Source organism: Providencia sp. wls1943, assembly GCF_009706275.1.
Taxonomy (GTDB): Bacteria; Pseudomonadota; Gammaproteobacteria; order Enterobacterales; family Enterobacteriaceae; genus Providencia; species Providencia zhijiangensis.
The window spans coordinates 211767-236345 of the sequence record NZ_WLTU01000025.1; the positions used below are offsets into that span (position 1 = coordinate 211767).

25 protein-coding genes, 3 tRNA genes and 2 other RNA genes are annotated in these 24579 nt (G+C 42.8%); 7 read left to right on the forward strand and 23 right to left on the reverse strand.

Going from position 1 to position 24579, the window contains the following annotated elements; genetic code table 11:
- The first annotated feature begins 158 nt into the window (after window positions 1-158).
- On the forward strand, window positions 159-977 hold the full coding sequence (locus GKR48_RS15050) for a pyridoxal phosphatase (protein WP_154628661.1): 819 nt from the start codon (window positions 159-161) through the stop codon (window positions 975-977).
- Between the two features lie 139 nt (window positions 978-1116).
- On the opposite strand, the gene modC is transcribed toward GKR48_RS15050, so the two are convergent.
- Genes modC through modA form a run of 3 tightly spaced genes read right to left on the reverse strand, consistent with a single transcriptional unit; the run spans window position 1117 to window position 3674 of the window.
- The gene (gene modC / locus GKR48_RS15055; RefSeq protein ID WP_154628663.1) at window positions 1117-2184 is read right to left on the reverse strand and encodes a molybdenum ABC transporter ATP-binding protein ModC; all 1068 of its coding nucleotides are present in this window, start codon (window positions 2182-2184) and stop codon (window positions 1117-1119) included.
- Between the two features lies 1 nt (window position 2185).
- On the reverse strand, window positions 2186-2875 hold the full coding sequence (modB, locus tag GKR48_RS15060; RefSeq protein WP_036950542.1) for a molybdate ABC transporter permease subunit: 690 nt from the start codon (window positions 2873-2875) through the stop codon (window positions 2186-2188).
- Window positions 2876-2897: 22 nt separating this feature from the next.
- Window positions 2898-3674 (reverse strand): molybdate ABC transporter substrate-binding protein, encoded by a 777-nt coding sequence (gene modA / locus GKR48_RS15065; RefSeq protein ID WP_036950547.1) that lies wholly within the window; start codon window positions 3672-3674, stop codon window positions 2898-2900.
- 264 nt (window positions 3675-3938) lie between these two features.
- Here modA and GKR48_RS15070 point away from each other — a divergent pair, with 264 nt between their 5' ends.
- Window positions 3939-4994 carry an ElaD/SseL family deubiquitinase gene (locus GKR48_RS15070; protein WP_195848262.1) on the forward strand — a complete coding sequence of 352 codons (1056 nt, stop codon included), beginning with the start codon at window positions 3939-3941 and terminating at the stop codon, window positions 4992-4994.
- Between the two features lie 82 nt (window positions 4995-5076).
- Here the strand turns inward: GKR48_RS15070 and GKR48_RS15075 are convergent, their stop codons facing one another.
- Window positions 5077-5229 (reverse strand): AcrZ family multidrug efflux pump-associated protein, encoded by a 153-nt coding sequence (locus GKR48_RS15075; RefSeq protein WP_036950553.1) that lies wholly within the window; start codon window positions 5227-5229, stop codon window positions 5077-5079.
- 190 nt (window positions 5230-5419) lie between these two features.
- Between GKR48_RS15075 and modE the strand changes: the two genes are divergently transcribed.
- The 4 genes from modE (at window position 5420) to GKR48_RS15095 (ending at window position 9871) form a co-directional block, all read left to right on the forward strand.
- Window positions 5420-6208: a molybdenum-dependent transcriptional regulator gene (modE, locus tag GKR48_RS15080; RefSeq protein ID WP_154628665.1), complete on the forward strand. Its 789-nt coding sequence runs from the start codon at window positions 5420-5422 to the stop codon at window positions 6206-6208.
- Window positions 6209-6341: 133 nt separating this feature from the next.
- A complete protein-coding gene (gene modF / locus GKR48_RS15085; RefSeq protein WP_154628666.1) occupies window positions 6342-7820 on the forward strand; it encodes a molybdate ABC transporter ATP-binding protein ModF in 1479 nt (492 codons plus the stop codon).
- 373 nt (window positions 7821-8193) lie between these two features.
- The gene (gpmA, locus tag GKR48_RS15090) at window positions 8194-8946 is read left to right on the forward strand and encodes a 2,3-diphosphoglycerate-dependent phosphoglycerate mutase (protein WP_006660200.1); all 753 of its coding nucleotides are present in this window, start codon (window positions 8194-8196) and stop codon (window positions 8944-8946) included.
- A 184-nt stretch (window positions 8947-9130) separates the two neighbouring features.
- Entirely contained in the window at window positions 9131-9871 is a 741-nt protein-coding gene (locus GKR48_RS15095; protein WP_154628667.1) for a hypothetical protein, read from the forward strand.
- A gap of 69 nt (window positions 9872-9940) precedes the next feature.
- Here the strand turns inward: GKR48_RS15095 and aroG are convergent, their stop codons facing one another.
- From aroG to nadA, 3 genes are all read right to left on the reverse strand, one after another.
- Window positions 9941-10996: a 3-deoxy-7-phosphoheptulonate synthase AroG gene (aroG, locus tag GKR48_RS15100; protein ID WP_154628668.1), complete on the reverse strand. Its 1056-nt coding sequence runs from the start codon at window positions 10994-10996 to the stop codon at window positions 9941-9943.
- A gap of 332 nt (window positions 10997-11328) precedes the next feature.
- Window positions 11329-12051, reverse strand: coding sequence for a nicotinamide riboside transporter PnuC (gene pnuC / locus GKR48_RS15105; RefSeq protein WP_154628670.1), 723 nt, complete (start codon window positions 12049-12051; stop codon window positions 11329-11331).
- Between the two features lie 95 nt (window positions 12052-12146).
- Window positions 12147-13187, reverse strand: a complete 1041-nt coding sequence (nadA, locus tag GKR48_RS15110; protein WP_154628671.1) for a quinolinate synthase NadA — start codon at window positions 13185-13187, stop codon at window positions 12147-12149.
- A gap of 239 nt (window positions 13188-13426) precedes the next feature.
- Here nadA and GKR48_RS15115 point away from each other — a divergent pair, with 239 nt between their 5' ends.
- Window positions 13427-14302 (forward strand): aminoglycoside 6-adenylyltransferase, encoded by an 876-nt coding sequence (locus GKR48_RS15115; protein WP_154628672.1) that lies wholly within the window; start codon window positions 13427-13429, stop codon window positions 14300-14302.
- Window positions 14303-14448: 146 nt separating this feature from the next.
- On the opposite strand, the gene GKR48_RS15120 is transcribed toward GKR48_RS15115, so the two are convergent.
- The 16 genes from GKR48_RS15120 to cydA form a co-directional block, all read right to left on the reverse strand.
- Window positions 14449-14577, reverse strand: a non-coding RNA gene (locus GKR48_RS15120) — RtT sRNA.
- A gap of 144 nt (window positions 14578-14721) precedes the next feature.
- A non-coding RNA gene (locus tag GKR48_RS15125) (RtT sRNA) lies at window positions 14722-14850 on the reverse strand.
- A gap of 42 nt (window positions 14851-14892) precedes the next feature.
- Window positions 14893-14968 (reverse strand) — tRNA-Lys (locus tag GKR48_RS15130).
- Between the two features lie 37 nt (window positions 14969-15005).
- Window positions 15006-15081: transfer RNA gene (locus GKR48_RS15135), tRNA-Lys, on the reverse strand.
- A gap of 34 nt (window positions 15082-15115) precedes the next feature.
- Window positions 15116-15191: transfer RNA gene (locus GKR48_RS15140), tRNA-Lys, on the reverse strand.
- Between the two features lie 301 nt (window positions 15192-15492).
- The gene (gene cpoB / locus GKR48_RS15145) at window positions 15493-16275 is read right to left on the reverse strand and encodes a cell division protein CpoB (RefSeq protein ID WP_154628673.1); all 783 of its coding nucleotides are present in this window, start codon (window positions 16273-16275) and stop codon (window positions 15493-15495) included.
- 22 nt (window positions 16276-16297) lie between these two features.
- A complete protein-coding gene (gene pal / locus GKR48_RS15150) occupies window positions 16298-16795 on the reverse strand; it encodes a peptidoglycan-associated lipoprotein Pal (protein WP_006660438.1) in 498 nt (165 codons plus the stop codon).
- A 43-nt stretch (window positions 16796-16838) separates the two neighbouring features.
- Entirely contained in the window at window positions 16839-18131 is a 1293-nt protein-coding gene (gene tolB, locus GKR48_RS15155; RefSeq protein ID WP_036947763.1) for a Tol-Pal system beta propeller repeat protein TolB, read from the reverse strand.
- Between the two features lie 144 nt (window positions 18132-18275).
- Entirely contained in the window at window positions 18276-19418 is a 1143-nt protein-coding gene (gene tolA / locus GKR48_RS15160; RefSeq protein WP_272521311.1) for a cell envelope integrity protein TolA, read from the reverse strand.
- Between the two features lie 70 nt (window positions 19419-19488).
- Entirely contained in the window at window positions 19489-19914 is a 426-nt protein-coding gene (tolR, locus tag GKR48_RS15165; RefSeq protein WP_154628674.1) for a colicin uptake protein TolR, read from the reverse strand.
- 18 nt (window positions 19915-19932) lie between these two features.
- Entirely contained in the window at window positions 19933-20616 is a 684-nt protein-coding gene (tolQ, locus tag GKR48_RS15170) for a Tol-Pal system protein TolQ (RefSeq protein WP_036947783.1), read from the reverse strand.
- Window positions 20613-21008 (reverse strand): tol-pal system-associated acyl-CoA thioesterase, encoded by a 396-nt coding sequence (gene ybgC / locus GKR48_RS15175; RefSeq protein WP_154628675.1) that lies wholly within the window; start codon window positions 21006-21008, stop codon window positions 20613-20615. Before ybgC ends, tolQ begins: the two co-directional genes overlap by 4 nt.
- Before the next feature lie 134 nt (window positions 21009-21142).
- Complete coding sequence (ybgE, locus tag GKR48_RS15180) at window positions 21143-21430, reverse strand: cyd operon protein YbgE (protein ID WP_132494279.1); 288 nt, start codon at window positions 21428-21430, stop codon at window positions 21143-21145.
- Window positions 21431-21435: 5 nt separating this feature from the next.
- Complete coding sequence (gene cydX, locus GKR48_RS15185) at window positions 21436-21558, reverse strand: cytochrome bd-I oxidase subunit CydX (protein ID WP_006660445.1); 123 nt, start codon at window positions 21556-21558, stop codon at window positions 21436-21438.
- A gap of 12 nt (window positions 21559-21570) precedes the next feature.
- Complete coding sequence (gene cydB / locus GKR48_RS15190) at window positions 21571-22710, reverse strand: cytochrome d ubiquinol oxidase subunit II (protein WP_154604645.1); 1140 nt, start codon at window positions 22708-22710, stop codon at window positions 21571-21573.
- A 14-nt stretch (window positions 22711-22724) separates the two neighbouring features.
- On the reverse strand, window positions 22725-24293 hold the full coding sequence (cydA, locus tag GKR48_RS15195) for a cytochrome ubiquinol oxidase subunit I (RefSeq protein WP_154604644.1): 1569 nt from the start codon (window positions 24291-24293) through the stop codon (window positions 22725-22727).
- Between the last annotated feature and the right edge of the window lie 286 nt (window positions 24294-24579).

A 24579-nucleotide genomic window follows, 5' to 3' on the forward strand; every position in this document is an offset into this window, starting at 1 on the left:
CGAAAAAAAATCAAATTGCCGCTAAAAAAACAAATTACGGCTAAAAACCCAATAACCACTAAAAACCAGCTCCGCACAGTTTAGTGTATAAACACTAATCAACTTCAGTTATCATAAAGCCCTAAAATGAATCCGAAAAAAATCATATGGAGTCGTTTATGTCATACCGTGTTATTGCCCTTGATCTCGATGGAACGCTACTTGATCACCAGAAAAAAATTCTGCCCGAATCTTTAGAAGTCCTGAATGAAGCCCGTCGACAAGGGGTAAAAGTCATCATTGTGACAGGTCGCCACCATGTGGCCATTCATCCGTTTTATCAGACACTTGACTTAGATACCCCTGCAATTTGCTGTAACGGTACCTATCTGTATGACTATTTAGGTAAAAAAGTCCTTAAATCCAACCCAATGACGGTGGATTCCGCTGCTTTACTGATTGAAAAACTGCGCGGCTCTGATATTCAACATTTAATGTATGTTGATAATGCGATGCTGTATCACACGAAAACTGAAGGTGTGACGCGGACATTAAATTGGGCGCAATCTTTACCTCAGCACCAGCGCCCAACTTTTGAATTTATCGAAGATTTCGCTCATGCACTCAACCAATATGAGTACATTTGGAAATTCGCTGTCACCTCACCAGACCATCAACGCCTGCACGATATTGTTCGTGAAATTGAGTCAGAATTAGACTTGGATTGCGAATGGTCGTGGGAAGATCAGGTGGATGTGGGTCGCAAAGGCAATAGCAAAGGTCAGCGCCTGAAAGAATGGGTCGAAGCCCAAGGCATGAGTATGAATGATGTGGTTGCTTTCGGCGATAATTTCAATGATTTAAGTATGCTAACAACCGCAGGCCTCGGGGTTGCTATGGGCAACGCCGTTGATGAAATCAAACAGCAAGCGAAGCTAGTCACTCGCGTGAATACCGAACCGGGTATCGCCGAAGTGATCCGCAAATATGTTTTGTAAAACAACTCAATGCAAGGCTCTAAGTTATTCGCATTGCAGCTAGGCGACAAATTCACTCATCCCTAAGCGTATACTTGTGTATATGACTAGGGCGAGTTAATGAAGGCAACAACGCTGCGGTGTGAAGAACAACGAGCCTTTAGAATGTTTTAGAAAGGGATGCCGACTTAACCTGCGCAAACACCTTCCGTCCTTTACGAATCGAAAGTTCATCCCTAGCCCAGCGCGTGATCCTTGCCCATAAATAGTGCTCATCCCCCAAATCTAACTTCACATCCACTTGCTCGCCATCCTCTATCCATTCCACCACTTCCGCAGAAAGAATATTACGAATACTGCTCACTGAAGGTTTTTCAAGCACTAACGAGACATCAGAGGCATCAATGCGTAACCGTAACGCACTGTTTTTATCTACATCGACGCGGGGGATCCACAACTTTTGATTGCCAACCATTACCGCCGTCATCTGATAATCAGGGTGCTGGCTATGCACTTCCACACTCAACACGCTACTCAAGGTTTCTTGCTGTAACCAAGGACGTAGCGCGCTACTTGCCCATACCTCTTCTAGGGGGCCAAATGCCTTCACTTTACCTTGCGCCATGACGATAACTTTATCCGCCAAACGCAGGATTTCATCGAGGCTATGACTGACATACAAAATCGGGATTTTAACGTCTTGGGAGAGCTTTTCTAAGTAAGGCAATAATTCACGCTTGCGAGGAAGATCAAGAGAAGCTAATGGCTCGTCCATCAGCAAAATTTCAGGCGCTGTTAATAATGCGCGCCCAATTGCCACTCGCTGTTTTTCCCCACCGGATAGGGTCATTGGGAAACGATTTAGTAATTTTTCAATCCCCAACAATTCAACGATATCGTCGAATCGCTCTTTCATTTGCGGCGCCATACCGTAACGTAAATTACTTTTTACGCGGTAGTGGGGAAATAACCGAGCATCTTGGAAAACATAGCCAATATGGCGCTTTTCAGGGGGCAAGCAGATCCCTTTTTCGATATCCACCAGCGTGCGTCCATTTAGAACGATACGCCCTTTATTTGGCTTAGTTAATCCGCCTATCACGTTGATTAGTGATGTTTTTCCCGCACCGGATAATCCAAAAACTGCCGTGATGCTCTCCGTGGGTAACTGGGTATTCACTTCCATTTGTAAATCACCCAATCTTTGAGCGAAATTTAGTTCTAACATATTAGGCTACCCCCAGACGCTTCTTGCCCCAACGGGTCAGCCATTCTGAAATTAATAACGAAATTAAGGCTAAGACAATCGCAATAATACACAGACGCGCCGCATCAGTTTCTGCTCCCGGCGTTTCTATCAACGTATACATAGCAAGTGGGATTGTCTGAGTTTCCCCTGGAATATTAGACACAAACGTAATAGTTGCCCCAAATTCGCCAAGAGAACGTGCAAACGCTAAAACCGTACCGACGATAATTCCCGGTAACGATAATGGAATGGTGATCGTGAAAAAAACTCTTAATGGGCTCGCGCCAAGGGTTCGTGCAGCTTGTTCCAGCTTTTTATCTACGGCTTCTAGCGCTAAGCGTATCGCTCTCACCATTAATGGAAATGCGACCACCGCCGATGCTAATGCAGCACCTCGCCAACTGAATGTAAAACTGAAACCAAACCAGTCATACAGCCATTCGCCAATAAATCCTCGCTTACCCATACTGACGAGAAGCAAATACCCCACTACCACTGGCGGTAGCACCAGTGGTAAGTGGATAATACTGTCGAGCAATGTTTTGCCAGGAAAATGGCAGCGGACTAATACCCAAGCCATCAAAATACCAAACGGTAAGCTAAATAGCACCGCCACGCTGGAAACTTTTAAACTGAGGTAAATCGCTTCCCATTCATAAGGACTTAACATCTGCAACGATATGATCTCTTAATTATTTTTGATTTGGAGTGAAGCCGTAACGCTTGAATATTTCTGAAGCCGCGGGGGTTTTCAGGTATTCATAGTAGTCACGGGTCGCTTTATTATCCTGATCTTTCACAATTCCCATTGGATATTCAACAGGTTTATGAGTGTCAGCAGGGAAAATACCCACTACTTTTACTTTTTGGCTTGCAACAGCATCAGAACCGTACACAATACCTAATGGTGCTTCTTGACGCTCAACTAGCGCCATGCCGCTACGTACGTTGTTAGTACGTGCTAATAATGGGTCAACGGTTTCCCAAGCCCCTAAATAGGTCAATGCTTCTTTCGCATAGATCCCAACAGGAACGTGGTCAGGGTCACCGACTGCTAAACGGCCACCATCTAACAGTTTTTTCCAATCGGTCTGTTTGTTAATTTCCACTTTATCGATTTTTGAATCTTTCGGTGCAATCAACACTAACTCGTTACCTAATAAAGTATAACGGGTATCTTTAACCATCAGATTTTTATCAATCGCAAAGTCCATCCACTGCTGGTCAGCAGAGATAAACATGTTTGCCGGTGCACCTTGCTCAATCTGGCGAGCCAGCGTTGAAGAAGAAGCATAAGAAGCCACCACTTCAACATTCGTTTCTTTCTTATATTGTTCTGAAATTTCATTCAGTGCATTAGTCAGTGACGCTGCTGCAAACACGGTAATTTTTTCAGCCGCGAAGCTATTACCTGCCATAGTCAGTGTTAACGTGGCACCCGCAACCAGAGATATCAAACCTTTTTTCATGTTAATCCACCATTGTATTATTTAACACGCTATATATATCAAGATACAACGTTAACTTAAAGTCAAACAATACATAAAGGTGTGCTAGCTCAAGAACTCATCCACTTTTTCTCAATGGGATACTTATCATGCTCATTACACCGCAGGATTTTTTGGGTCTGAGCATCATCGCTTTTATATAGCCTTACATATATTTCCTTTGTAATTTTATCGGCACAAATCATTTACATTTGAATGTTTAATTCAATTTTTTTGCCATGCGTCATGAAAAAAGGAAAAGGTATGATTCCCACACAGGTAGTACGTGCTCCAACCCAAAATAATTACATAAGCGGATTAACGACCAAACAATTTAATCGATTATTTGATGAAGAGGTCAATCCAGAAACGTTGGATGTTTTGGGAAAACAGGCCGGAAATGGAAATTTAAACAGCATTGAGTTACTGCACAATATCGCCCTACGCCAAGACCCTTCAGGAAAAAAAGCCGAAAATATCCTATTCGATTTATTCAGTGGTAAACAGCCAGCAAAGAAAGGGATTGATAAGGAAATCCAGAAAACCAGTGAGGCGTTATACCAATTATTTAACGACAAAAAACTTGCAAACCACTTTGACGATTCAAAGCTAAAAAAACCGTCTAAGCTCCTCTATATTATTGGTTCATCCATAAAGAATCTCATGGATAAGATTAGGTTAAGCTCCTTGTTATTCAAAGATGATAAAACTGGATCAACACTTTGGGATACAAATAGAATGGTCACCAGCGATGAAATTAATTCAGCGAATAAAGTCCTCAACGCCTTACCATCTAATGTAACCATCAATAGCGCAATGCCTCTTACTCTAAGTGGGTTAGATTTTTTGAAGGAAAATATTGAACAAAAAGAGAAAAATTCGCAGGGATTGAATCAACTTGAATTATTCCCCATCAATGTCCACGAACATTGGATTTTTCTTGCACTTTATCGAGATCAATTGACACAGAAAACCGATAGTGTGGTATTCAATTCATTCACTGAACTCACGCCCGAAATTCGTGAACAACTCATGGATGCCGCTCAAGTTGTTGGGGCTGGTGATAATATGACCTTTATTGAAGGGGATATTCAACAATACGTGCCAAATGGTTGTGGGCTATTTGTTCTTGAAGCAATCAAAAAATTAACTGAGAACACACAACAAGATCCAATAGAGATCCTCAAAGCATTCCATGAAGATTTCCCAGAAAAATCCATTGAAGAACAGCAGCAATTTAATATTCAGAACCGCAGGGAACTGTTTTCAAACTACTACGATGATCAACATCATTTATTTTAAAGCGCTTTTCTAAAACGAAAAGCCCCTTGACTGCATGCACAATCAAGGGGCTAGGATTAATTCGAGCTAAGCTCGCTATGTATTACTTATTTTCAGTATTATGGTGATGCGGAACATGCGCTTTAGACAATAGGTTAAAGAATGAACCTAAGCCATAGATCAGACCCATGATCAATACCATTACAACCGGAACCATTAACAGGGCAAAGCCCAAACTTTTGATAAGTTCTAACATCTAAGCCTCTTCAGTGATACTGTGCTCACCAGCATTCTGATACGCTGACGAGGGAAAAATCGATATAACAAAAATAATAACGCACAATAGCATTATATTGCATACTATTTTAGACAAATTATTATACTAGCAAGATACTAAACGTGCTTTTTGCCTTTGCCGCCACAATCCTAGCAGGGAGATCTTAACAATGCAGGCCGAAATCTTACTTACATTGAAGCTACAGGGAAGTTTATTTGCCGACCCTCGCCGAATTGCTCTACTAAAACAAATAAAAGCAACAGGGTCAATTAGCCAAGGTGCTAAACTTGCAGGGATCAGCTATAAAAGTGCGTGGGATGCCATCAATGAAATGAACCAACTCACCGATGACATTCTGTTAGATAGATCAACCGGAGGCAAAGGTGGTGGCGGAACCACGCTCACCCAGTATGGGGAAAGATTAATCCAGCTCTATGATTTACTGGGGCAAATTCAACAAAAAGCTTTTGATGTGCTCAAAGATGATAGCCTTCCCCTTGATAGCCTGCTCGCTGCAATTTCTCGCTTTTCATTGCAAACCAGTGCCCGCAACCAGTTTTTCGGCACTCTGATTGCACGAGATCACAACCATGTTTTACAGCACGTTCAAGTAAAACTGGCCGACAAGAAAACCGTCATTAACGCCGCACTCACCGAATCTAGCGCTAACCGCCTTAGCTTAGTTGAAGGAAAAGAAGTCCTCGCCCTGATTAAAGCACCATGGGTAAAACTGACCAAGAAACCAAGCGAAACCCATTTTGATAATCAACTCTCAGGCACCGTTTCAACCCTCGAAAGAGGCCCTGAAAACAGCGAAATCCTTGTCACTTTAGCGGGTGGAGAAACACTCTGCTCCACCTTATCAAATCAAGAAGTTGATGCGTTAAAGCTGGCGATTAACGACTCAATTACAGCGCTATTTAATGCTGACCAAGTGATTATCGCTACACTTTGCTAGATTTTTAGGGGTTAACGCCCCTAATATTGCCCCTGATTCACTATTTTTTAGCTTCCTCCCATGTCAGCTTATTGACTTTACTTGTAAACCTGATTATTTGTGGTAGCAGGCAGGTCAATGATAAGGAAGCTAAATGAGCTCGATAACAATACAAAATGGGTGCTTTAAACTGAGCGAAACCCAAACGCTCGATATTCCTCATCTCGAAATCCATTCGGGTGAAAGCTGGGCTTTTATTGGTGCCAATGGTAGCGGAAAGTCATCGCTAGCACGCGTACTCTCTGGGGAGTTGCAATCCCTTTCCGGTATCACCCAAAGCGGCTTCAAATCCCCTATTCGCCTCTCTTTTGAGCAGCTACAAAAAATCATCGCAGAAGAGTGGCAACGTAATAACACCGACTTACTCAGTGACGATGAAGAAGATACTGGCTTTACTGCCGCGGAGATTATTCAACTTCATCATAAAGATAATGAATTATGCTTAGAGCTTGCGGCTAAATTTGGTATCAGCGATTTGCTATCACGTCGCTTTAAATACCTGTCCACGGGGGAAACTCGCAAAGTCCTACTGTGCCAGACGTTGATGGGATCTCCAGACTTACTGATCCTCGATGAACCCTTTGATGGCTTAGATATTTATTCACGAAGCAACCTTAGCGAACTGCTCTTTAGCCTGCATGATAAAGGACTCACCGTCGTATTGGTGCTCAACCGCTTTGATGAGATCCCCGATTTTGTTGAGCACATTGGTGTTGTCGCTGACTGTAAACTCACGCTAAGTGGCGATAGAGAGTCAGTGCTTGCTAACACGCTGATCCACCAGCTACAGCACAGCGAAAAAATCAAGCAACTCACTATTCCTGAACAAGAAGACCCAACTCTTGAAGAGACGCTTGATAAAGAGACACCACGTATTGTTTTAAATAATGGCGTTGTTAGCTACAACGATAAACCCATTTTGCATGGGCTAAGCTGGCAAGTTAATCCCGGAGAACACTGGCAGATCATTGGTGAAAATGGTGCAGGTAAATCCACACTATTAAGCCTGATCACCGGAGACCATCCTCAAGGTTATAGTAATGATTTAACCTTGTTTGGACGCCGTCGCGGCAGCGGAGAAACGATTTGGGATATTAAGCGCCACATTGGCTATGTCAGTAACAGTATTCATCAAGAATATCGTGTGGCAACCAGTGTACTCAACGTAATTATTTCCGGTTTCCATGACTCTATTGGTCTGTATCAAACACCTTCAGACCGCCAAGTTCAGTTAGCTTATGAATGGCTAGCACTACTTGGATTTGCGCCACAAACGGCTCAACAACCATTTCATAGCTTATCGTGGGGTCAACAGCGATTAATTCTGATTGCTCGCGCTTTGGTTAAACACCCTACCATGCTTATTTTGGATGAACCTCTTCAAGGGCTTGATGGGCTAAATCGCCTGCTGGTTCTGCGTTTTATCGATATTATGCTTAGCCGAGGAAATACTCAGCTATTGTTTGTTTCACATCACCAAGAAGATGCTCCATCGTGCATTACCCATCGACTGAAATTTGTTCCTGATGGGGATAAATACCACTACGATATTGAAGTCGTATCAAAACTATAACCCCGTTATCCTGCTGGTAAGTATTTACTTACCAGCATCATTTATTGCCGCTTATCAAATTCCCCAATAAATTAATCCAGCACATATTATTATTGAATTTTTCACTTGCTGTATCGATTCACTTAGGGTTAAATCTATGCCATACCTTCTGATTTACTGAGCCAGTGACACGGTGTTAAAACACCTAATAAACTAAATCGTTTCGCCTAAACTTAAGTTAAATTAAAATTACTAATCCCTAGATATTATTGATTTTTTTGACTTAAAACTGAGAAAACGTCATGTTGTCACTAGCGTTCGGGGCGACTATCCCTATAATGTAGGTCAGCAATAATTCATTTCTAATTTGAATGTACTGATAGGAGTTTTAGCTATGGCTGTAACTAAACTGGTTTTAGTAAGACACGGTGAGAGTGAGTGGAACAAAGAAAACCGCTTCACCGGTTGGACTGATGTAGAACTGTCAGAAAAAGGTCGTGAAGAAGCCAAAAATGCAGGTCAACTGCTGAAAAAAGAAGGCTTTGTTTTTGATTTCGCTTATACCTCCGTTCTAAAACGTGCTATCCACACCTTATGGAACATTCTGGATCAAGTTGAACAGCAATGGCTGCCAGTTGAAAAAAGCTGGAAACTAAACGAGCGTCACTACGGTGCACTGCAAGGTTTAGATAAATCAGAAACTGCTGCAAAATACGGTGATGAGCAAGTAAAACTGTGGCGTCGTGGTTTTGCTATCACTCCACCAGACCTGACTAAAGATGATGAGCGTTTCCCTGGTCATGACCCACGTTACGCAAACTTGAAACCATCTGAACTGCCAGTCACTGAAAGCTTAGCAACCACTATCGACCGTGTTGTTCCTTACTGGGAAGAAGTGATTAAACCACGTGTTGAAAAAGGCGAGAAAGTGATCATCGCAGCTCACGGTAACTCACTGCGTGCACTGGTTAAATACTTGGACAACATGGGCGAAGAAGAGATTCTGAACCTGAACATCCCAACAGCAGTGCCACTGGTTTATGAGTTCGATGAGAACATGAAACCAATCAAACACTACTACTTGGGTAACCAAGATGAAATCGCAGCAAAACAAGCCGCGGTTGCAAACCAAGGTAAAGCGAAGTAATTACTGACTTCTCTTTATACCTAACGGATTGATTGAGGGTTAAGCCGATGGCTTAGCCCTTTTTTATTGGGTTTTCTCTCCCTTTTTTGTATTTGATTATAAAATCCATCACCTCGGAGTGTCGAAAACGGCAATAACCGACTATCATAGGCAAAATTTACTGGAAGGTTGATAAATCAAGAAAATGAATAAGTTTAATCTTTATGTCTGGGTGGGGTTAATCCTCAGTGCCAGTATCTTAGGTGCGTTACTGTATATGTTACAAACCGGAGAAATGAGCCTTGAAGGACCTGCGGGGAGTGCAAACCCTGAGCTGATGAAAACATTGATGATTATTGCGTGTGTCAGCTTCCCACTGCAAATCGTCAGTATGATGGTACTCAACTATAAGCCGACATTTGCCATTGTCCTTGCCATCATCAGCAGTATTGCGTTAATGCCCATTACGATTGTATTTGCGATGGGGATGGTCTTTTCTGCCATTCGCTGGCGTTACCATCAACTCACGCCATTTGATACCACTATCAATGTCCCTTTCGATGTCAGTATCCCAATGAATAAACGCAGCAATACAATGATGGTATTCCCGATTGCGATTTTAGGTATCATACTGATTGTATTAAGCCAAAGCCTAGGAATGTTTTTATTCGTATTCGCTGTTTTCTTAGGTTTCTTTGGTAAAAAAGCCAGTGCCACTACCTATTTAGCGATTAAAGATAACCATTTTTATATTCGCCCGAATATCTTTGCTTATTGTTACCGTATTCCACTCAAGGATGTGTTCTACGTAAAAAGCGAGAAAGGAAAATTATTTTTCACAGCTAAAGTGGAAGGTTCTGATATTCAGCTCTCTGCTAATCCTACAAATATGGCACCTGAAGATCAGGCAAGCATTGAAAAATTATTAAGCCGAGTGCAGAAATAATCACAAAAAAAGCCAGTTCCTAAATTAACGAACTGGCTTTTTTCATATTTTAAACGAGTTTTTTATTAATTACTTTTGGCGACGTGCAATCACTGCATCGGATAACTGTCGTAAAACTTTTTCCGTATCATCCCAGCCAATACATGCATCCGTGACACTTTTGCCGTAAACCAAAGGCTCGCCAGATTCTAAATTCTGGTTACCTTCAACTAAGTGACTTTCAATCATCACGCCCGTAATTGAGCGATCGCCATTGCTCAGCTGTGCGCTAACATCCGTTGCAACTTCCATCTGTTTTTCAAATTTCTTGCTGCTGTTAGCATGGCTAAAATCGATCATAATGCTTGGGATAAGCCCTGCGTTCGTCAGCCCTTCACGCACCTCTTTAACATGTTCAGCGCTGTAATTTGGCGTTTTACCACCACGTAAAATAATATGGCAGTCAGGGTTTCCGCTGGTATTCACGATAGCTGAATGACCCCATTTAGTGACCGATAAGAAACTGTGCGCTGAACGCGCGGAATTAATCGCATCAATCGCAATTTTAATCGTGCCATCGGTACCATTTTTAAAACCAACCGGGCAAGACAAGCCAGACGCTAACTCTCGGTGGATTTGTGATTCAGTTGTACGCGCACCAATGGCGCCCCAGCTCATTAAATCCGCCACATATTGTGGGCTGATCACATCGAGGAATTCACCTGCCGTTGGTAAGCCCTGGTCGTTGATCGTTAACAGCAGCTCGCGCGCAATACGTAAGCCTTCGTTAATATCAAAACTATGATCCATATGAGGATCGTTAATTAATCCTTTCCAACCAACGGTAGTACGCGGTTTTTCAAAATAAACTCGCATCACGATTTCTAAAGAACCTTTTAGCTCTTCGCGTAATTTTTTCAAGCGCTCAGCATACTCTAAAGCCGCTTTTGTATCGTGAATAGAACATGGACCAATAACAACCACAAGACGGTCATCTTTTCCTACTAGGATATTATGAATAGCATGACGAGCTTCATGAACGGTAAACGCCGCTTTATCGGTTGCTGGAAATTTTTCAAGCAGTGCAATAGGGGGTAATAATTCTTTTATTTGTTTTACTCTGACGTCATCGTTCTGATAGTTCATACTGGTATATCCAATGTTTATTATTTTTCCTAAAGTTGAGTTACATACCCTTTTGAGTCTCAATAGCTAACAATTAACTTAAAATGCGACAGGTATCGAATTTTCAATCTAACCGTTCCCTAGCCATCTGTAAACAGCCAAAATGGCGAGATAATCACTCATTATTCCGCTTCTGATTATAAAATGAGGCGAAACGTTGGTATTTAGCACAATTGCTAAATGATAGATGGGTTATACAGAGTAAAAATATAAAGAAACGGCTAAACAACGATAATGTTACTTTAGCCGTTTTTTGCATTTTTTCCTATTGAGTAACTGACTCAATAAGAAGTTTAGTCACGAGATAACGCCGTTGAGCCATTTTCTTTCGCGGATTTGATCCACAGCCGAGAACCATTCAATGCAATACCAAGCAGAATTAAATATTCCAGTGACATTGCATAAACGCCTTGGATAAAGAAAATCACAATGCTAATAACGTTAATCACCACCCAGAGTAGCCAGTTCTCAACATACTTGCGGGTCATTAAAATCATCGCAACCACAGATAACACTGTCATTGTGGAATCCCAGAATGGGAAAGCATCTGGGTCTATTGTTGGTAAAGTTAAATTAGCACCAAAGAGGTTTAATAATTCAACGGCCCAAGTCGCAAGGCGTCCAAATACTGCATCAATATTAAAAGTGAGGGAAATAATAGCTAAAACCGAAATGACCAGTGTCGTTAACGCTTTCGGCAGGCTTAGCCAGCGGATCTTCAACTCGGCCTCTTGAGAGTTTGATACGCGACTCCACGCATACCAACCATAAATATTGGCGCCGAAGAAAAATACCTGTAAAAGCAAATTAGCGTATAACTGAATTTGGAAAAAAATCACTGCGAATAAGGTCACATTAATGAGACCAAATAAGTAGTTGATGGTTTTTTCAAAGCTTGCCAATAGAATGCACAATAAACCCGCTATTGTGCCAACAGCTTCAATATACGAAAGGTCATAAATAGTTCCCCATACAGGGATCTGCACTAACGTATTTGCGGTGCTAAAAAACTCCATTTTCAAATCCTATTTATCATTCATCGTTAAAATAGCATTGCTCATCAATATCACTCGGTTAACTTATTTGAAATTAAACCGCACATTTTTGGTTGTTATTTTAGACTTTCTGCAAACTTTAACATTTTATCCAATGGTAATAGGGCTTTTTCACGTAGCTGTGCGTCTACATGGATTTGATGCTCGATACCATTACCTTCTAAAGCCGCTGTAATCGCCTGTAAGCCATTCATCGCCATCCACGGGCAATGAGCACAAGTTCGGCATGTTGCCCCCTCACCTGCCGTTGGAGCGATATACAGTGACTTATCTGGACATGATTGCTGCATTTTATAAAAAATACCCTTGTCGGTCGCCACTATCATGGATGGGTTAGGCAACGTTTGTGCAGCTTTAATCAGTTGGCTAGTTGAACCGACCGCATCCGCTAAATCCACAATGGCTTGGGGGGACTCAGGATGAACCAGTACCGCTGCTTCAGGGTACATGGCTTTCATTTTCTCTAATGATTGAGTCTTAAATTCATCATGAACGATACAAGCCCCTTGCCAGCACAGAATATCCGCACCGGTTTGTTGTTGAACATAGCGCCCTAAGTGCTTATCCGGCGCCCAAATGATCTTTTCTCCGAGGCTATCTAAGTGTTCAATCAACTCCACCGCAATACTGGATGTCACGACCCAATCTGCGCGGGCTTTTACCGCGGCTGACGTGTTCGCATACACCACCACAGTTCTGTCAGGATGGGCATCACAGAAGCGAGCAAATTCTTCATCAGGGCAGCCAATATCCAGCGAACATTGCGCATCAAGTGTTGGCATCAAGACATTTTTTTCTGGGCTTAGGATTTTGGCTGTTTCCCCCATAAATCGTACGCCAGCAACAACCAGGGTTGATGCATCATGTCGAGCGCCAAAACGCGCCATTTCAAGGGAGTCGGCAACACAGCCGCCAGTTTCTTCGGCTAATGCTTGTATTTCAGGATCGGTATAGTAATGGGCGACAATCACCGCATTTTTTTCAACTAGTAATTGCTTAATACGCTCACGGTAAAACGCTTTCTGATCGGTATTTAACGGTGCTGGTTTAGGAGGAAAAGGATAAACAGCATGGTCAAAATCGATAAACTCGCTCATTTCTTGCCTCTGTTTAGCAGAAAGTTATTTTATGCCTAAAAATATTCATAAAACCCCTAATTCCGCATATTTTTGTTTTATATACTAAACAAGATACGCTTATTTGGCTAAGATGTCTCCAACCTTTTCACCTATGAGCGAATAATTTTACCGTAGCGCCCTTTTTCACGATTTGTTTTTCGCTTTTCTCCTCATTTGTCGGTATCTTAGCGGCTTCTGTTAACTCCAATAGGTTAGTTATGGAATCACCTGCAACGCTATTAAATAAAATAATTTCTATTTCATTACTCGAACCTAGAATTGAAGCCGTCATACTGACGGGCTCTAGAGGACGAGAATTAGACATCGATGGCTATTCAGACATTGATATTGAGCTCATTGGCCATGGTGTGACTGCACTTTTCAATGATAAGCAATGGGTTAGCCTTATTGCCACTCCATTAATCGCATTACATTTAGAAAATGGTGGTGAAAATGAGCCAGAAAATCCCACCTGTTTAGTGATTTATGAAGAAGGACGCAAAGTTGATTTTACATTTGCAGAACCTTCTCGATTACTCAAAATGCAGCAACAAGGGTTAGATAGTACTTACTCACGTGGTTTTATGGTGCTATTAGATAAAACTGGGATCACAGATGCATTACCGTCACCTAAGCCTAGTGTATTAAAGCCCGCGCCGTTGAGTGATCATCAGTTTAATGAGCTGGTTACGGATTTTTGGTTTGAAGCTCACCAAGTGGCAATTGCATTAACGCGTAATGAGCTATGGAGCGCTTGGTCAAGAAGTACTGACATGAAACGTTTCTTTCTCAGCTTACTTGAGCAAACTGTTGCTCATGGAAATAAACAACACGATGTTTGGTATAACGGTAAACATTACCAACAATGGATGCCAGAGCATGTTATTCAAGCCACTGAAACGATTTTTGACTGCGGTACTGCGCAAAAAGCTGCATTATCTCTACATTGCTTGATGGGTCATTTTATGGAAGCGATGACTGAGGCCATTAAACTGTTTGGTTATCAAGATAACCGAGCGGTGGGTTTAAAGGTGCAAGAAATCGTTATCGGGATCTTAAAGGATAATGGGTTAATTCCTGAAAATCTGGAATAAATGGTATTAGGCTGGCGAGGGAATGCTGGTTTTTTGGGATGAAAGTTGAGTGTTGGTATTAGCGTAAATTGTTCTTCGACTAAATTAGGAATAGTTGGAGTTAAGAGTGAATGCTAATGGGATTTTATTGAAGGAATTTTTTGAGATGGTGGGTCGTGCAGGATTACTCGGGCTTTACCCTCGCCCTTCGGGTCGTTGCGACAAGCGTAACGCTGTCTCGCTTCGCTCGGCTCGAACCTGAACGCAGCTTCTCACCTGAACTCAACGTACAATATGCAAATGACAGAGTTGTTTGTCATTGAGGAGTTTACTTGAGATGGTGGGTCGTGCAGGATTTCAGTTCTTCGAACTGACACTTCGTGTCGAACCTGCAACCATCTTGTCGAGGTATGATTCAATCACTGGAGTTTTACTTGAGATGGTGGGTCGTGCAGGATTACTCGGGCTTTACCCTCGCCCTTCGGGTCGTTGCGACAAGCGCAACGCTGTCTCGCTTCGCTCGGCTCGAACCTGAACGCAGCTTCTCACCTGCACTCAACATACAATATGCAAATGACAGAGTTGTTTGTCATTGGGGAATTTACTTGAGATGGTGGGTCGTGCAGGATTCGAACCTGCGACCAATTGATTAAAAGTCAACTGCTCTACCAACTGAGCTAACGACCCATCTGWAYTKCTTRAATTGTTTTTCACTRCTTTTAGATGGTGGGTCGTGCAGGATTCGAACCTGCGACCAATTGATTAAAAGTCAACTGCTCTACCAACTGAGCTAACGACCCATCTGAACTGCTTGAATTGTTTACTGCTTTTAGATGGTGGGTCGTGCAGGATTCGAACCTGCGACCAATTGATTAAAAGTCAACTGCTCTACCAACTGAGCTAACGACCCATCTTAAAACTTCATTTCTTGGTTCTTTACCCTTCAGGTTGAACCCGCAACCATCTTATTAACAGTTAACGATTCTACCAACTGAGCTAATGACCCATCTAAATGTTTTTAGAATCAATGTTTAATCGATTCTTGCTGATATGACTCGGATTTATCAACCCGCGCTTTCTCGTATCAACGGCGGCTTATATTACTGATTTCTGACGAGGGTGCAATGGTTTTTTTTAAAAAAAAGATTAAGTGCACATTAAACATACGGATAACCCCGAAATATTCGGCTACATCGCTTCGGGGTTATCAATTACAGTGTACTGAGCTTCTTCTCTGCAAGTTTTGCACCAGAACTATTTGGGTATTGTTGTAATACCTGCTGGTAAACAGCCTTCGCTTTATCTTTCTGTCCCTTATCTTGCATGATCAAGCCCACTTTAAATAAGGCTTCACTGCTTTTTTGAGACTTCGGATACTGCTTAACTACAGTCGCAAAGTAGAATGCGGCGTCATCCTTGCTACCTTTGTTGTAGTTTAACTGTCCTAGCCAATAGTTGGCATTCGATTGATACCCAGATTTTGGATATGCTTTGATAAACCCTTGCAATGCACCAATCGCTTCATCAATCTGTGCTTTGGACTTACTTTCCATCGCCAGTTTAACGGCTGCGTTGTAATCATCTTTTTCATTACCACCGGAGCTTGCGGCTGGCGTATCTGAAGAAGGTGATTGCGCATTTGATGCACTAGTATCAGTTGCATCTGAAGAGCTTGATGAGTCACCACCACTCGCTTTGTCTAATTGCATGTACAAATCTTTTTGGCGCTCAACAACCTGATTCAATTTGTATTCACTTTCTTGAATCTGCCCACGTAACATATCAATATCACGTTGATTATCGGCTAATTGCTGCTGGATTTGATAAATAATTTGACCTTGAGAGCTAACAGCTGTCTCAAGTTGAGTGAGGCGGTCTGCGGAAGAACCCGATCCGACATTGTTGATTGGCGCTTGGGCAATAGCGGCCCAAGGGGCCGCTACGCCAACCAATAACGACAGACCAACTAGTAATTGTCTGAAGTTACTGTTCATAATAGATAATTTCGCTTATCTATTAGTATGCAATGACTGCACGACGGTTTTTCGCGTAGTCTGCTTCAGTGTGACCTAACACAGCTGGTTTTTCTTTACCGTAAGAAACCAGTGAAACTTGGTCACCTGAAACGCCTTTGCTTTGCAGATACATTTTAACTGCGTTAGCACGACGCTCGCCCAGTGCGATGTTGTATTCTGGAGTACCGCGCTCATCCGCATGGCCTTCAACAACAACACGTACAGATGGGTTGCTACGCAGGAATGCTGCGTGTGCATCTAACATTTCAGCATACTCTGGAGATACGTTGTATTTATCGAAACCAAAGTAAACAGTGTTGTTCTGTTGCAGTTGTTCCATTTGCTGACGTGCCAGCTCTTCCGCAGACAGACCAGTGTTAGTTTGATTCATAGAAGAATCGTCACCAGTTTGGTCGTTGTTTTTGTTAGAGCTACAAGCTGCGACTGCCATGATTGGTAATGCGATCATCAGCCCTTTAAGCACTTTATTCAGTTGCATCGTTTTGATCCTTAATATTTTTGCCACACATTATTATTATGCATCACAGATACGGCGACCAGGCAGGGAATTTAACCTGTCCATCGGTTGCCGGAAGACGCGCTTTGAAACGCCCGTCGGTCGAAACTAGCTGCAATATAGTCCCCAAGCCTTGAGAGGAGCTATAAATTACCATAGTGCCGTTAGGTGCGATACTCGGCGTTTCATCTAGAAACGTTGACGTTAAATATTCAACGTTACCCGTTGCCAGATCCTGTTTGGCGATATGCTGCTGACCGCCCCCGGAGCTGACCATCACTAAGAAAGTTCCATCCGGGCTTACATCAGCATCCTGATTTTGCGATCCTTCATAGGAAACACGCACAGGACTACCACCATTAATATTCATTTTATAAATCTGCGGACGTCCTGCCTGATCAGAGGTATAAACTAAAGTTTGGCTATCCGGCATCCAGCTTGGTTCAGTATTGTTACTACGACCATCTGTTACTTGACGAATTTGACCACTACCTAAGTCCATCACATATAAATTCAGGCTGCCTGTCTTAGACAGAGCAAAAGCTAGTTTAGTCCCATCTGGCGAGAATGCAGGTGCCCCATTATGACGTGGGAATGATGCGACCTGACGAACAGCACCACTTGATAGAGTCTGAATAACTAGCGCAGAACTACCACTTTCAAACGTTACGTACGCAATCTTTTGGCCATCTGGTGACCAAGCTGGCGACATTAAAGGTTCTGGCGAACGGTGAACCGTAAATTGGTTAAAACCGTCATAGTCAGAAACTCGTAATTCAAACGGATATTGACCGCCGTTGGTCTTCACCACGTAAGCAATACGCGTACGGAAAGCACCACGGATACCAGTCAATTTCTCAAATACTTCATCACTTGCAGTATGCGCTGCATAGCGTAACCAATCTTTGGTCACTTTAAACTGGTTTTGCGCTAAAACTGCACCAGGGTTAGCGGCAACATCCACTAACTGATAGCTAACAACAAAGCTACCATCAGCTGCTGGTTGAACTTGACCAACAACAACCGCGTTAATACCTAACGCAGTCCAAGCCTCTGGCGTCACTTCTGAAGCCGTGCCTGGTTGCTGAGGCATGCGACTTGGTTCAATAGGGTTAAATTTACCGCTATTGCGTAGATCAGCACCAACAATTCCGCCTACTTCTTGTGGTGGTGCACCTGCGCCAGCCCATTTAAATGGGACAACGCCGATTGGCTGAGCTGAGTTAACACCTTCAGTAATCTCAATACGGATCTCTGCCTGAGCAACGGTAGCCCATAGCATTAAGAACCCGAGAACTATTTTAAACGCATGCTTCATCCTAATCTCCCTTACTGCGATATTCACCACCGCAATAATTCGCTGAATTTTAACAAAGGTATACTAACAAAACTAGATAGCACACAAACTATTTATTACATTGCCTCAAAATTTACAATACAGACTGCTCTGACTTATTGAAAATCAAGGCTTAAATACCAATGTGCTACCCGATTTATTAAACGTATCATAGACCTCTCTGCTAGGTGGTTTTGGCATAGTCGCAAGTTTTGCTGCTCTCATTGCCGCCTCACATAACGCAGGATCATTTGCTGGATTATTTTTCGGTGAAATATTCACCAATAATCCATCTGGTGCTAACTTCAATTGCAATTCACAAGTACGTCCACGATAACTTTCTGAATCATAGAATTTACTTTGAACTGCAGCCTTTATTTTACCGGCATAGCTATCAACATCAGCATTTGATGCGCCTGATTTTTTACCACCACCGCTACCCGCAGCCGTTTGTCCACCTTGCTTGCTTGGTCCTGATGCAGTTAAATCACCCAGCAAATCATCAACCGATGATGCGCTTTTCGCAGCTTCAGCTTTGGCTTTCGCAGCTTTTGCTTTAGCTTCTTTGTCCGCTTTTTCTTTAGCTTCTTTATCTGCCTTAGCTTTAGCTTCTTTTTCAGCTTTTGCTTTAGCATCAGCATCCGCTTTGGCTTTAGCTTCTTTGTCTGCTTTAGCTTTAGCGTCCGCTTCCGCTTTTTCTTTAGCTTCTTTTTCTGCCTTAGCCTTAGCAGCTTCAGCTTCTTTCTTAGCTTGTGCGTCAGCTTTTTCTTTCGCTGCCGCTTGTTCTTTCACGAGTTTTTCTTTTTCAGCTTTGGCTTGAGCAGCGGCTTCTTCCGCTATTTTTTGCTCTTCCTTCGCTTTTTTAGCCGCGTCTAAGGCTTGTTTTTTCTGCTCTTCAGCTTGTTTCTGCTGCTGTTCCGTTTCTCGCTGAGTTTGAATCCGTTCTTCTTCAAGTTTTTGCAGACGTTTTTGTTCCTGCTCTTGCTTTTCTCTTAGCTCAGCATCTTGTTTTTGTTGCTGTTCTTTACGCTCTTTAGCGGCTTGTTGGGCGCTTTTTTGCTGCTGTTGAGATTGATTATATTGCTCAACAACTGCACCAGGGTCGACCATCACTGCATCAATGACAGTCCCCTCTTCCCCACCGCCGCCAAGTTGGACGACAGTCACTAAAGAGCCTATAACAATTAAAGCGACCAGTAAGATGTGCAATCCAATTGACACCATTAATGAGCGCTTCAAGTCATCCTGTTTCTCTTTTGTCTTTCCCACTCTGGTTTCCAAAAAAAGAATCGATTCTTTTCAATTATATCTGCGCCGCTCTCAAAGTGGCGTCAGCAAATTAAATAGGTTGAGTCATCAAACCAACAGATTTGATCCCAGCACTGTGTAACATATTCAGCGCCTTAATGACTTCGTCATAAGGAACTTCTTTCGCACCACCAATTAGAAAAATCGTTTTCGGATTTTTTTCTAACTGCTCTTTTGCGACCGCTGAAATTTGTTCAGGTGGCAGTAATTCCATGCGCTCACCATCGACCAATAAATTATATTGATCAACACCCGCCACTTCTAAAATAACGGGGGGATTATCACTGGATGAGACGGTTTGGGTATCTGTTGCATCCGGCAAGTCAACTTCCACGCTCTGAGAAATAATGGGTGCCGTTGCCATGAAAATCAGCAAAAGCACCAACAATACGTCCAGTAATGGAACAATGTTGATTTCGGATTTTAGCTCACGTCTGCGTCTACTATTGCGCGCCATTCGCTTTTCTCCCTCGTCTTATTTCTTATCAGCCGAGAATGCTTGACGATGCAAGATAGCGAGGAATTCTTCCATAAAGTTATCGTAGCTTTGCTCAAGTTTATTCACACGTAAGTTTAAACGGTTGTATGCCATAACAGCTGGGATTGCAGCGAATAGACCGATTGCTGTTGCGATCAGAGCTTCCGCAATACCCGGAGCAACCATTTGCAATGTTGCTTGTTTTACCGCACCCAGTGCGATAAATGCGTGCATGATCCCCCAAACGGTACCAAACAGACCGATATAAGGGCTAATTGACCCTACGGTACCTAAAAATGGGATATGCGACTCAACGGATTCCAACTCACGGTTCATGGAAATACGCATAGCACGAGATGCACCAGTAACTACCGCATCTGGCGCATGAATATTAGCTTGATGTAAGCGAACAAACTCTTTGAAGCCAGAGTAAAAAATTTGCTCTGCACCACCTAATGCATCACGGCGAGCTTGGCTTTCTTTATATAAGCGGGACAGCTCAATACCTGACCAGAATTTATCTTCAAATGCTTCCGCTTCGCGCGTGGCGGCATTTAAAACTTTAGTTCTCTGGATAATAATCGCCCACGATGCAATAGAAAAACCGATCAAAACGAACATAATCAGCTGAACCAATAGGCTCGCTTTTAGGAATAAATCCAAGATATTCATGTCAGTCACTGCTTAAACTCCGCGACAATAGACTTAGGAAGCGCTTTCGGCTTCATTTTAGATGTGTCCACACAAGCAATTAGGGCTGTTGCCCCACAAAGCAAGTTACCTTGCAAATCAACTAACCTTTGCTGAAAGAGTAAAGAAGCGCGTTTAATTTCAACAATTTCCGTTTCCACTTCCAGCAGGTCATCTAACCGAGCGCCCTTAATAAAATCAATTGTCATACTACGAACGACAAAACCAAGGTTCTCAGCGAGTAAACTTTGTTGGTTAATACCTTTATTCCGCAACATTTCCGTTCTTGCCCGCTCAAAAAAAGCCAGATAACGAGCATGGTATACAACTCCGCCCGCATCTGTATCTTCATAATACACGCGAACAGGCCAGCGAAATAACATAAAAAACCACTCCGTCTTAGGTTAAATTAATTAACGGTGTCACTATACGCAAGACAGTGCCGCTTTGGAATCACTTTGCAGGTAAAGATATCAAAAATAATTGCGGGTCGCATGACCCACAATCTGAATTTAGATTAACTAAAGACTTTTACAAGTCCCCAGATAAGAATGATGGCGGCAGGTAATGGATGGAACAGCACTCGCCACGTCAATTTGTTAGGTAGGAAACCCACTCCAAAAATGATGGCGCTGCAAGTTGCCCATATCATGAGAAGACCTTGCCAGATTGGAAATGCACTGGTATTGGCTGCAAACAGGGAAGGATCCCACATTACTGCACCAGCGGTTACTAAAGCTAATATAAGGATAAGGGCCCTTATCGGGCCCTTTCCTAATAGCTGATAGGATTTATCCATCAGCATACTATTTACTCACCATCTTTAGCTGTTTTAGCTTCTTTTGCACTTTCAGAGTGCTCAAGGGCTAATGCTGCAATCACTGCAAAACTACAAGCTAACAGAGTGCCGAGGATCCAGGCGAAATACCACATATGTTATGCTCCTTAATACAGTGAATGCTTGTTGCTTTCGATGAAGTTTTTGTCCAAACGACCAAACATTTTGTAGTAACACCACGCGGTGTAGCACAGGATGATTGGAACAAAAATGATAGCAACAACAGTCATAACTTGCAGAGTGAACAGGCTAGATGTCGCATCCCACATGGTCAAACTTGCATTTGGCATGATGCTTGAAGGCATGACGAATGGGAACATTGCAACACCACATGTCAAGATAATGCACGCGATAGTCAATGATGAGAACAGGAACGCCCAACCATTTTTATCTGCTTTAGTTGCAATCATCGTTAACAGTGGTAATGCCAGACCCAGGCCAGGTAAAGCCCACAGGATTGGATACGTATTAAAGTTAGTTAACCATGCACCAGAAACAACTTCTACAGTTTTGTTCAGTGGGTTAGACGGGCTTAATGTATCAATCGTTGAAGTCACAACATAACCATCGATACCCATCACTAACCATACGCCAGCACCAGCAAAAGCAGCTAAAGTGATAAACGCACAGATGTAAGTTGCTTTACGGGTACGTAAGTGCAGTTCGCCAGTTGTACGCATTTGCAGATAAGTTGCACCTTGGGTAACAATCATCATTAAACCGACAACACCAGCTAACAGACCGTATGGGTTCAGCAGACCAAACAGGTTACCTGTATAAGTCAGATACTGCTGGTTATCGATTTGCAGTGGAACACCCAGTAACAGGTTACCAAACGCAACACCGATAACTAACGGAGGCACGAAACCACCGATAAACAGACCCCAGTCCCACATGCTACGCCATTTTGGGTTCTCCAGTTTAGAACGGTAGTCGAAACCAACCGGACGGAAGAACAATGCAGCTAATACCAAAATCATAGCGACATAGAAGCCAGAGAATGAAGCAGCATAAACCTGAGGCCATGCAGCGAACATTGCACCACCCGCTGTGATTAACCAAACTTGGTTACCATCCCAGTGCGGTGCTACTGAGTTAATCATAACGCGGCGTTCAGTATCTGTTTTACCTAAGATAGGTAATAAGAAGCCTACGCCCATGTCAAAGCCATCCGTGACGGCAAATCCAATCAGCAGTACGCCGATAAGGATCCACCACACAAATCGAAGAACTTCATAATCAAACATAAGTGGACTCCTGTTTACTGAACGTCGTGTGCTGAACTATTTTTCTGTTCAAAATGGTAACGACCGGTTTTCAGGCTGCTAGGCCCTTTGCGAGCGAATTTGAACATTAAGAACATTTCGGCAATCAAGAACAGTGTATACAGACCACAGATCAGAGCCATAGAGAAGATCAGGTCTTGTGGGGTTAAGTTAGAGTGTGCGACCGAAACCGGTAACACTTCACCAATTGCCCACGGTTGACGACCATACTCAGCCACGAACCAGCCTGATTCAATAGCAATCCATGGTAATGGAATACCAAACAGAGCCAGACGAAGCAGCAGTTTGCTCTTACCAATACGGTTACGAACAACTGACAGGAATGACCAACCGATGATTAACAGTAACGCGAAGCCGACTGCAACCATGATACGGAATGCCCAGAACAGTGGTGCAACATTAGGAATACTGTCTTTAACCGCTTTCTGAATTTGTTCTTCTGTCGCATCAACAACGTTTGGTGTGTATTGTTTTAACAGAAGGCCATAGCCAAGGTCTTTTTTACTTGCTTCGAACGCAGCACGCAGCTCTGGGCTCTTATCACCAGCTAACAGCTGTTGTAATTGACCATAAGAAACCATACCGTTACGGATACGGACTTCGTGTTGCTTCATCAGATCTTTCAGACCTAATACTGGCGTGTCGATAGAACGCGTTGCAATAATACCCATCGCCCATGGAATTGAGATAGAGAATGTATTCTCTTGTTTCTCATTGCTTGGGAATGCGATTAGGTTAAATGCAGCTGGAGGCGCATGGGTTTCCCACTCTGCTTCAACAGCGGCCAGCTTCGTTTTCTGCACGTCACCCATTTCGTAACCTGATTCATCACCAAGAACGATAACAGAAAGAACGGCAGCCATACCAAAGCTTGCAGCAATTGCAAAAGAGCGCTTAGCGAATGCCAAGTCACGACCTTTAAGCATATAGTAAGAGCTGATACCCAGAATGAACATGGCACCAGTACAATAACCAGCAGCAACTGTGTGAACGAATTTAACTTGCGCAACAGGGTTCAGAACTAGCTCAGAGAAGCTAACCATTTCCATACGCATTGTTTCGTAGTTGAAGTCTGCAGCGATAGGGTTTTGCATCCAACCGTTCGCAACCAGAATCCACAGCGCAGAGAAGTTAGAACCTAAAGCCACTAACCAAGTCACCGCAAGGTGCTGAGTTTTGCTTAAACGATCCCAACCGAAGAAGAATAAACCAACAAAGGTAGATTCTAAGAAGAATGCCATCAGACCTTCGATTGCCAGAGGCGCACCGAAGATATCTCCAACATAGTGGGCGTAGTATGACCAGTTAGTCCCGAATTGGAACTCCATAGTCAGACCAGTCGCAACACCCAGAGCGAAGTTAATACCAAATAACTTGCCCCAGAACTTAGTCATATCTTTATAAATTTGTTTACCAGACAGCACATATACCGTCTCCATAATCGCAAGCAAAAACGCCATACCGAGCGTTAATGGAACGAACAGGAAGTGATACATCGCAGTTAAGGCAAACTGTAATCGTGACAGTTCGACAATATCAAACATCTTGACTCCTTGCTCCTAGCAGGAAGACACCGACTTGCGGCAACCCAGCTTCCAGTGTTAAACAGGAAAGCCTCTTAACTACCAGCAAAAAATGCCTCAAAACAACAAATAATTAACAAAAGTAAAAGAAAAAACCTACCATAATAATAGTACGCTTATCTTCACATACAATAAACTTCTTTTACGTGATTCAGATTTGAATTCTGAAGTTATATCAATAATTATACCCTTTAATAGAAAAATGAGTATTTGATCGAGCACCAATTTAAGCAATTTGAGCAAATAA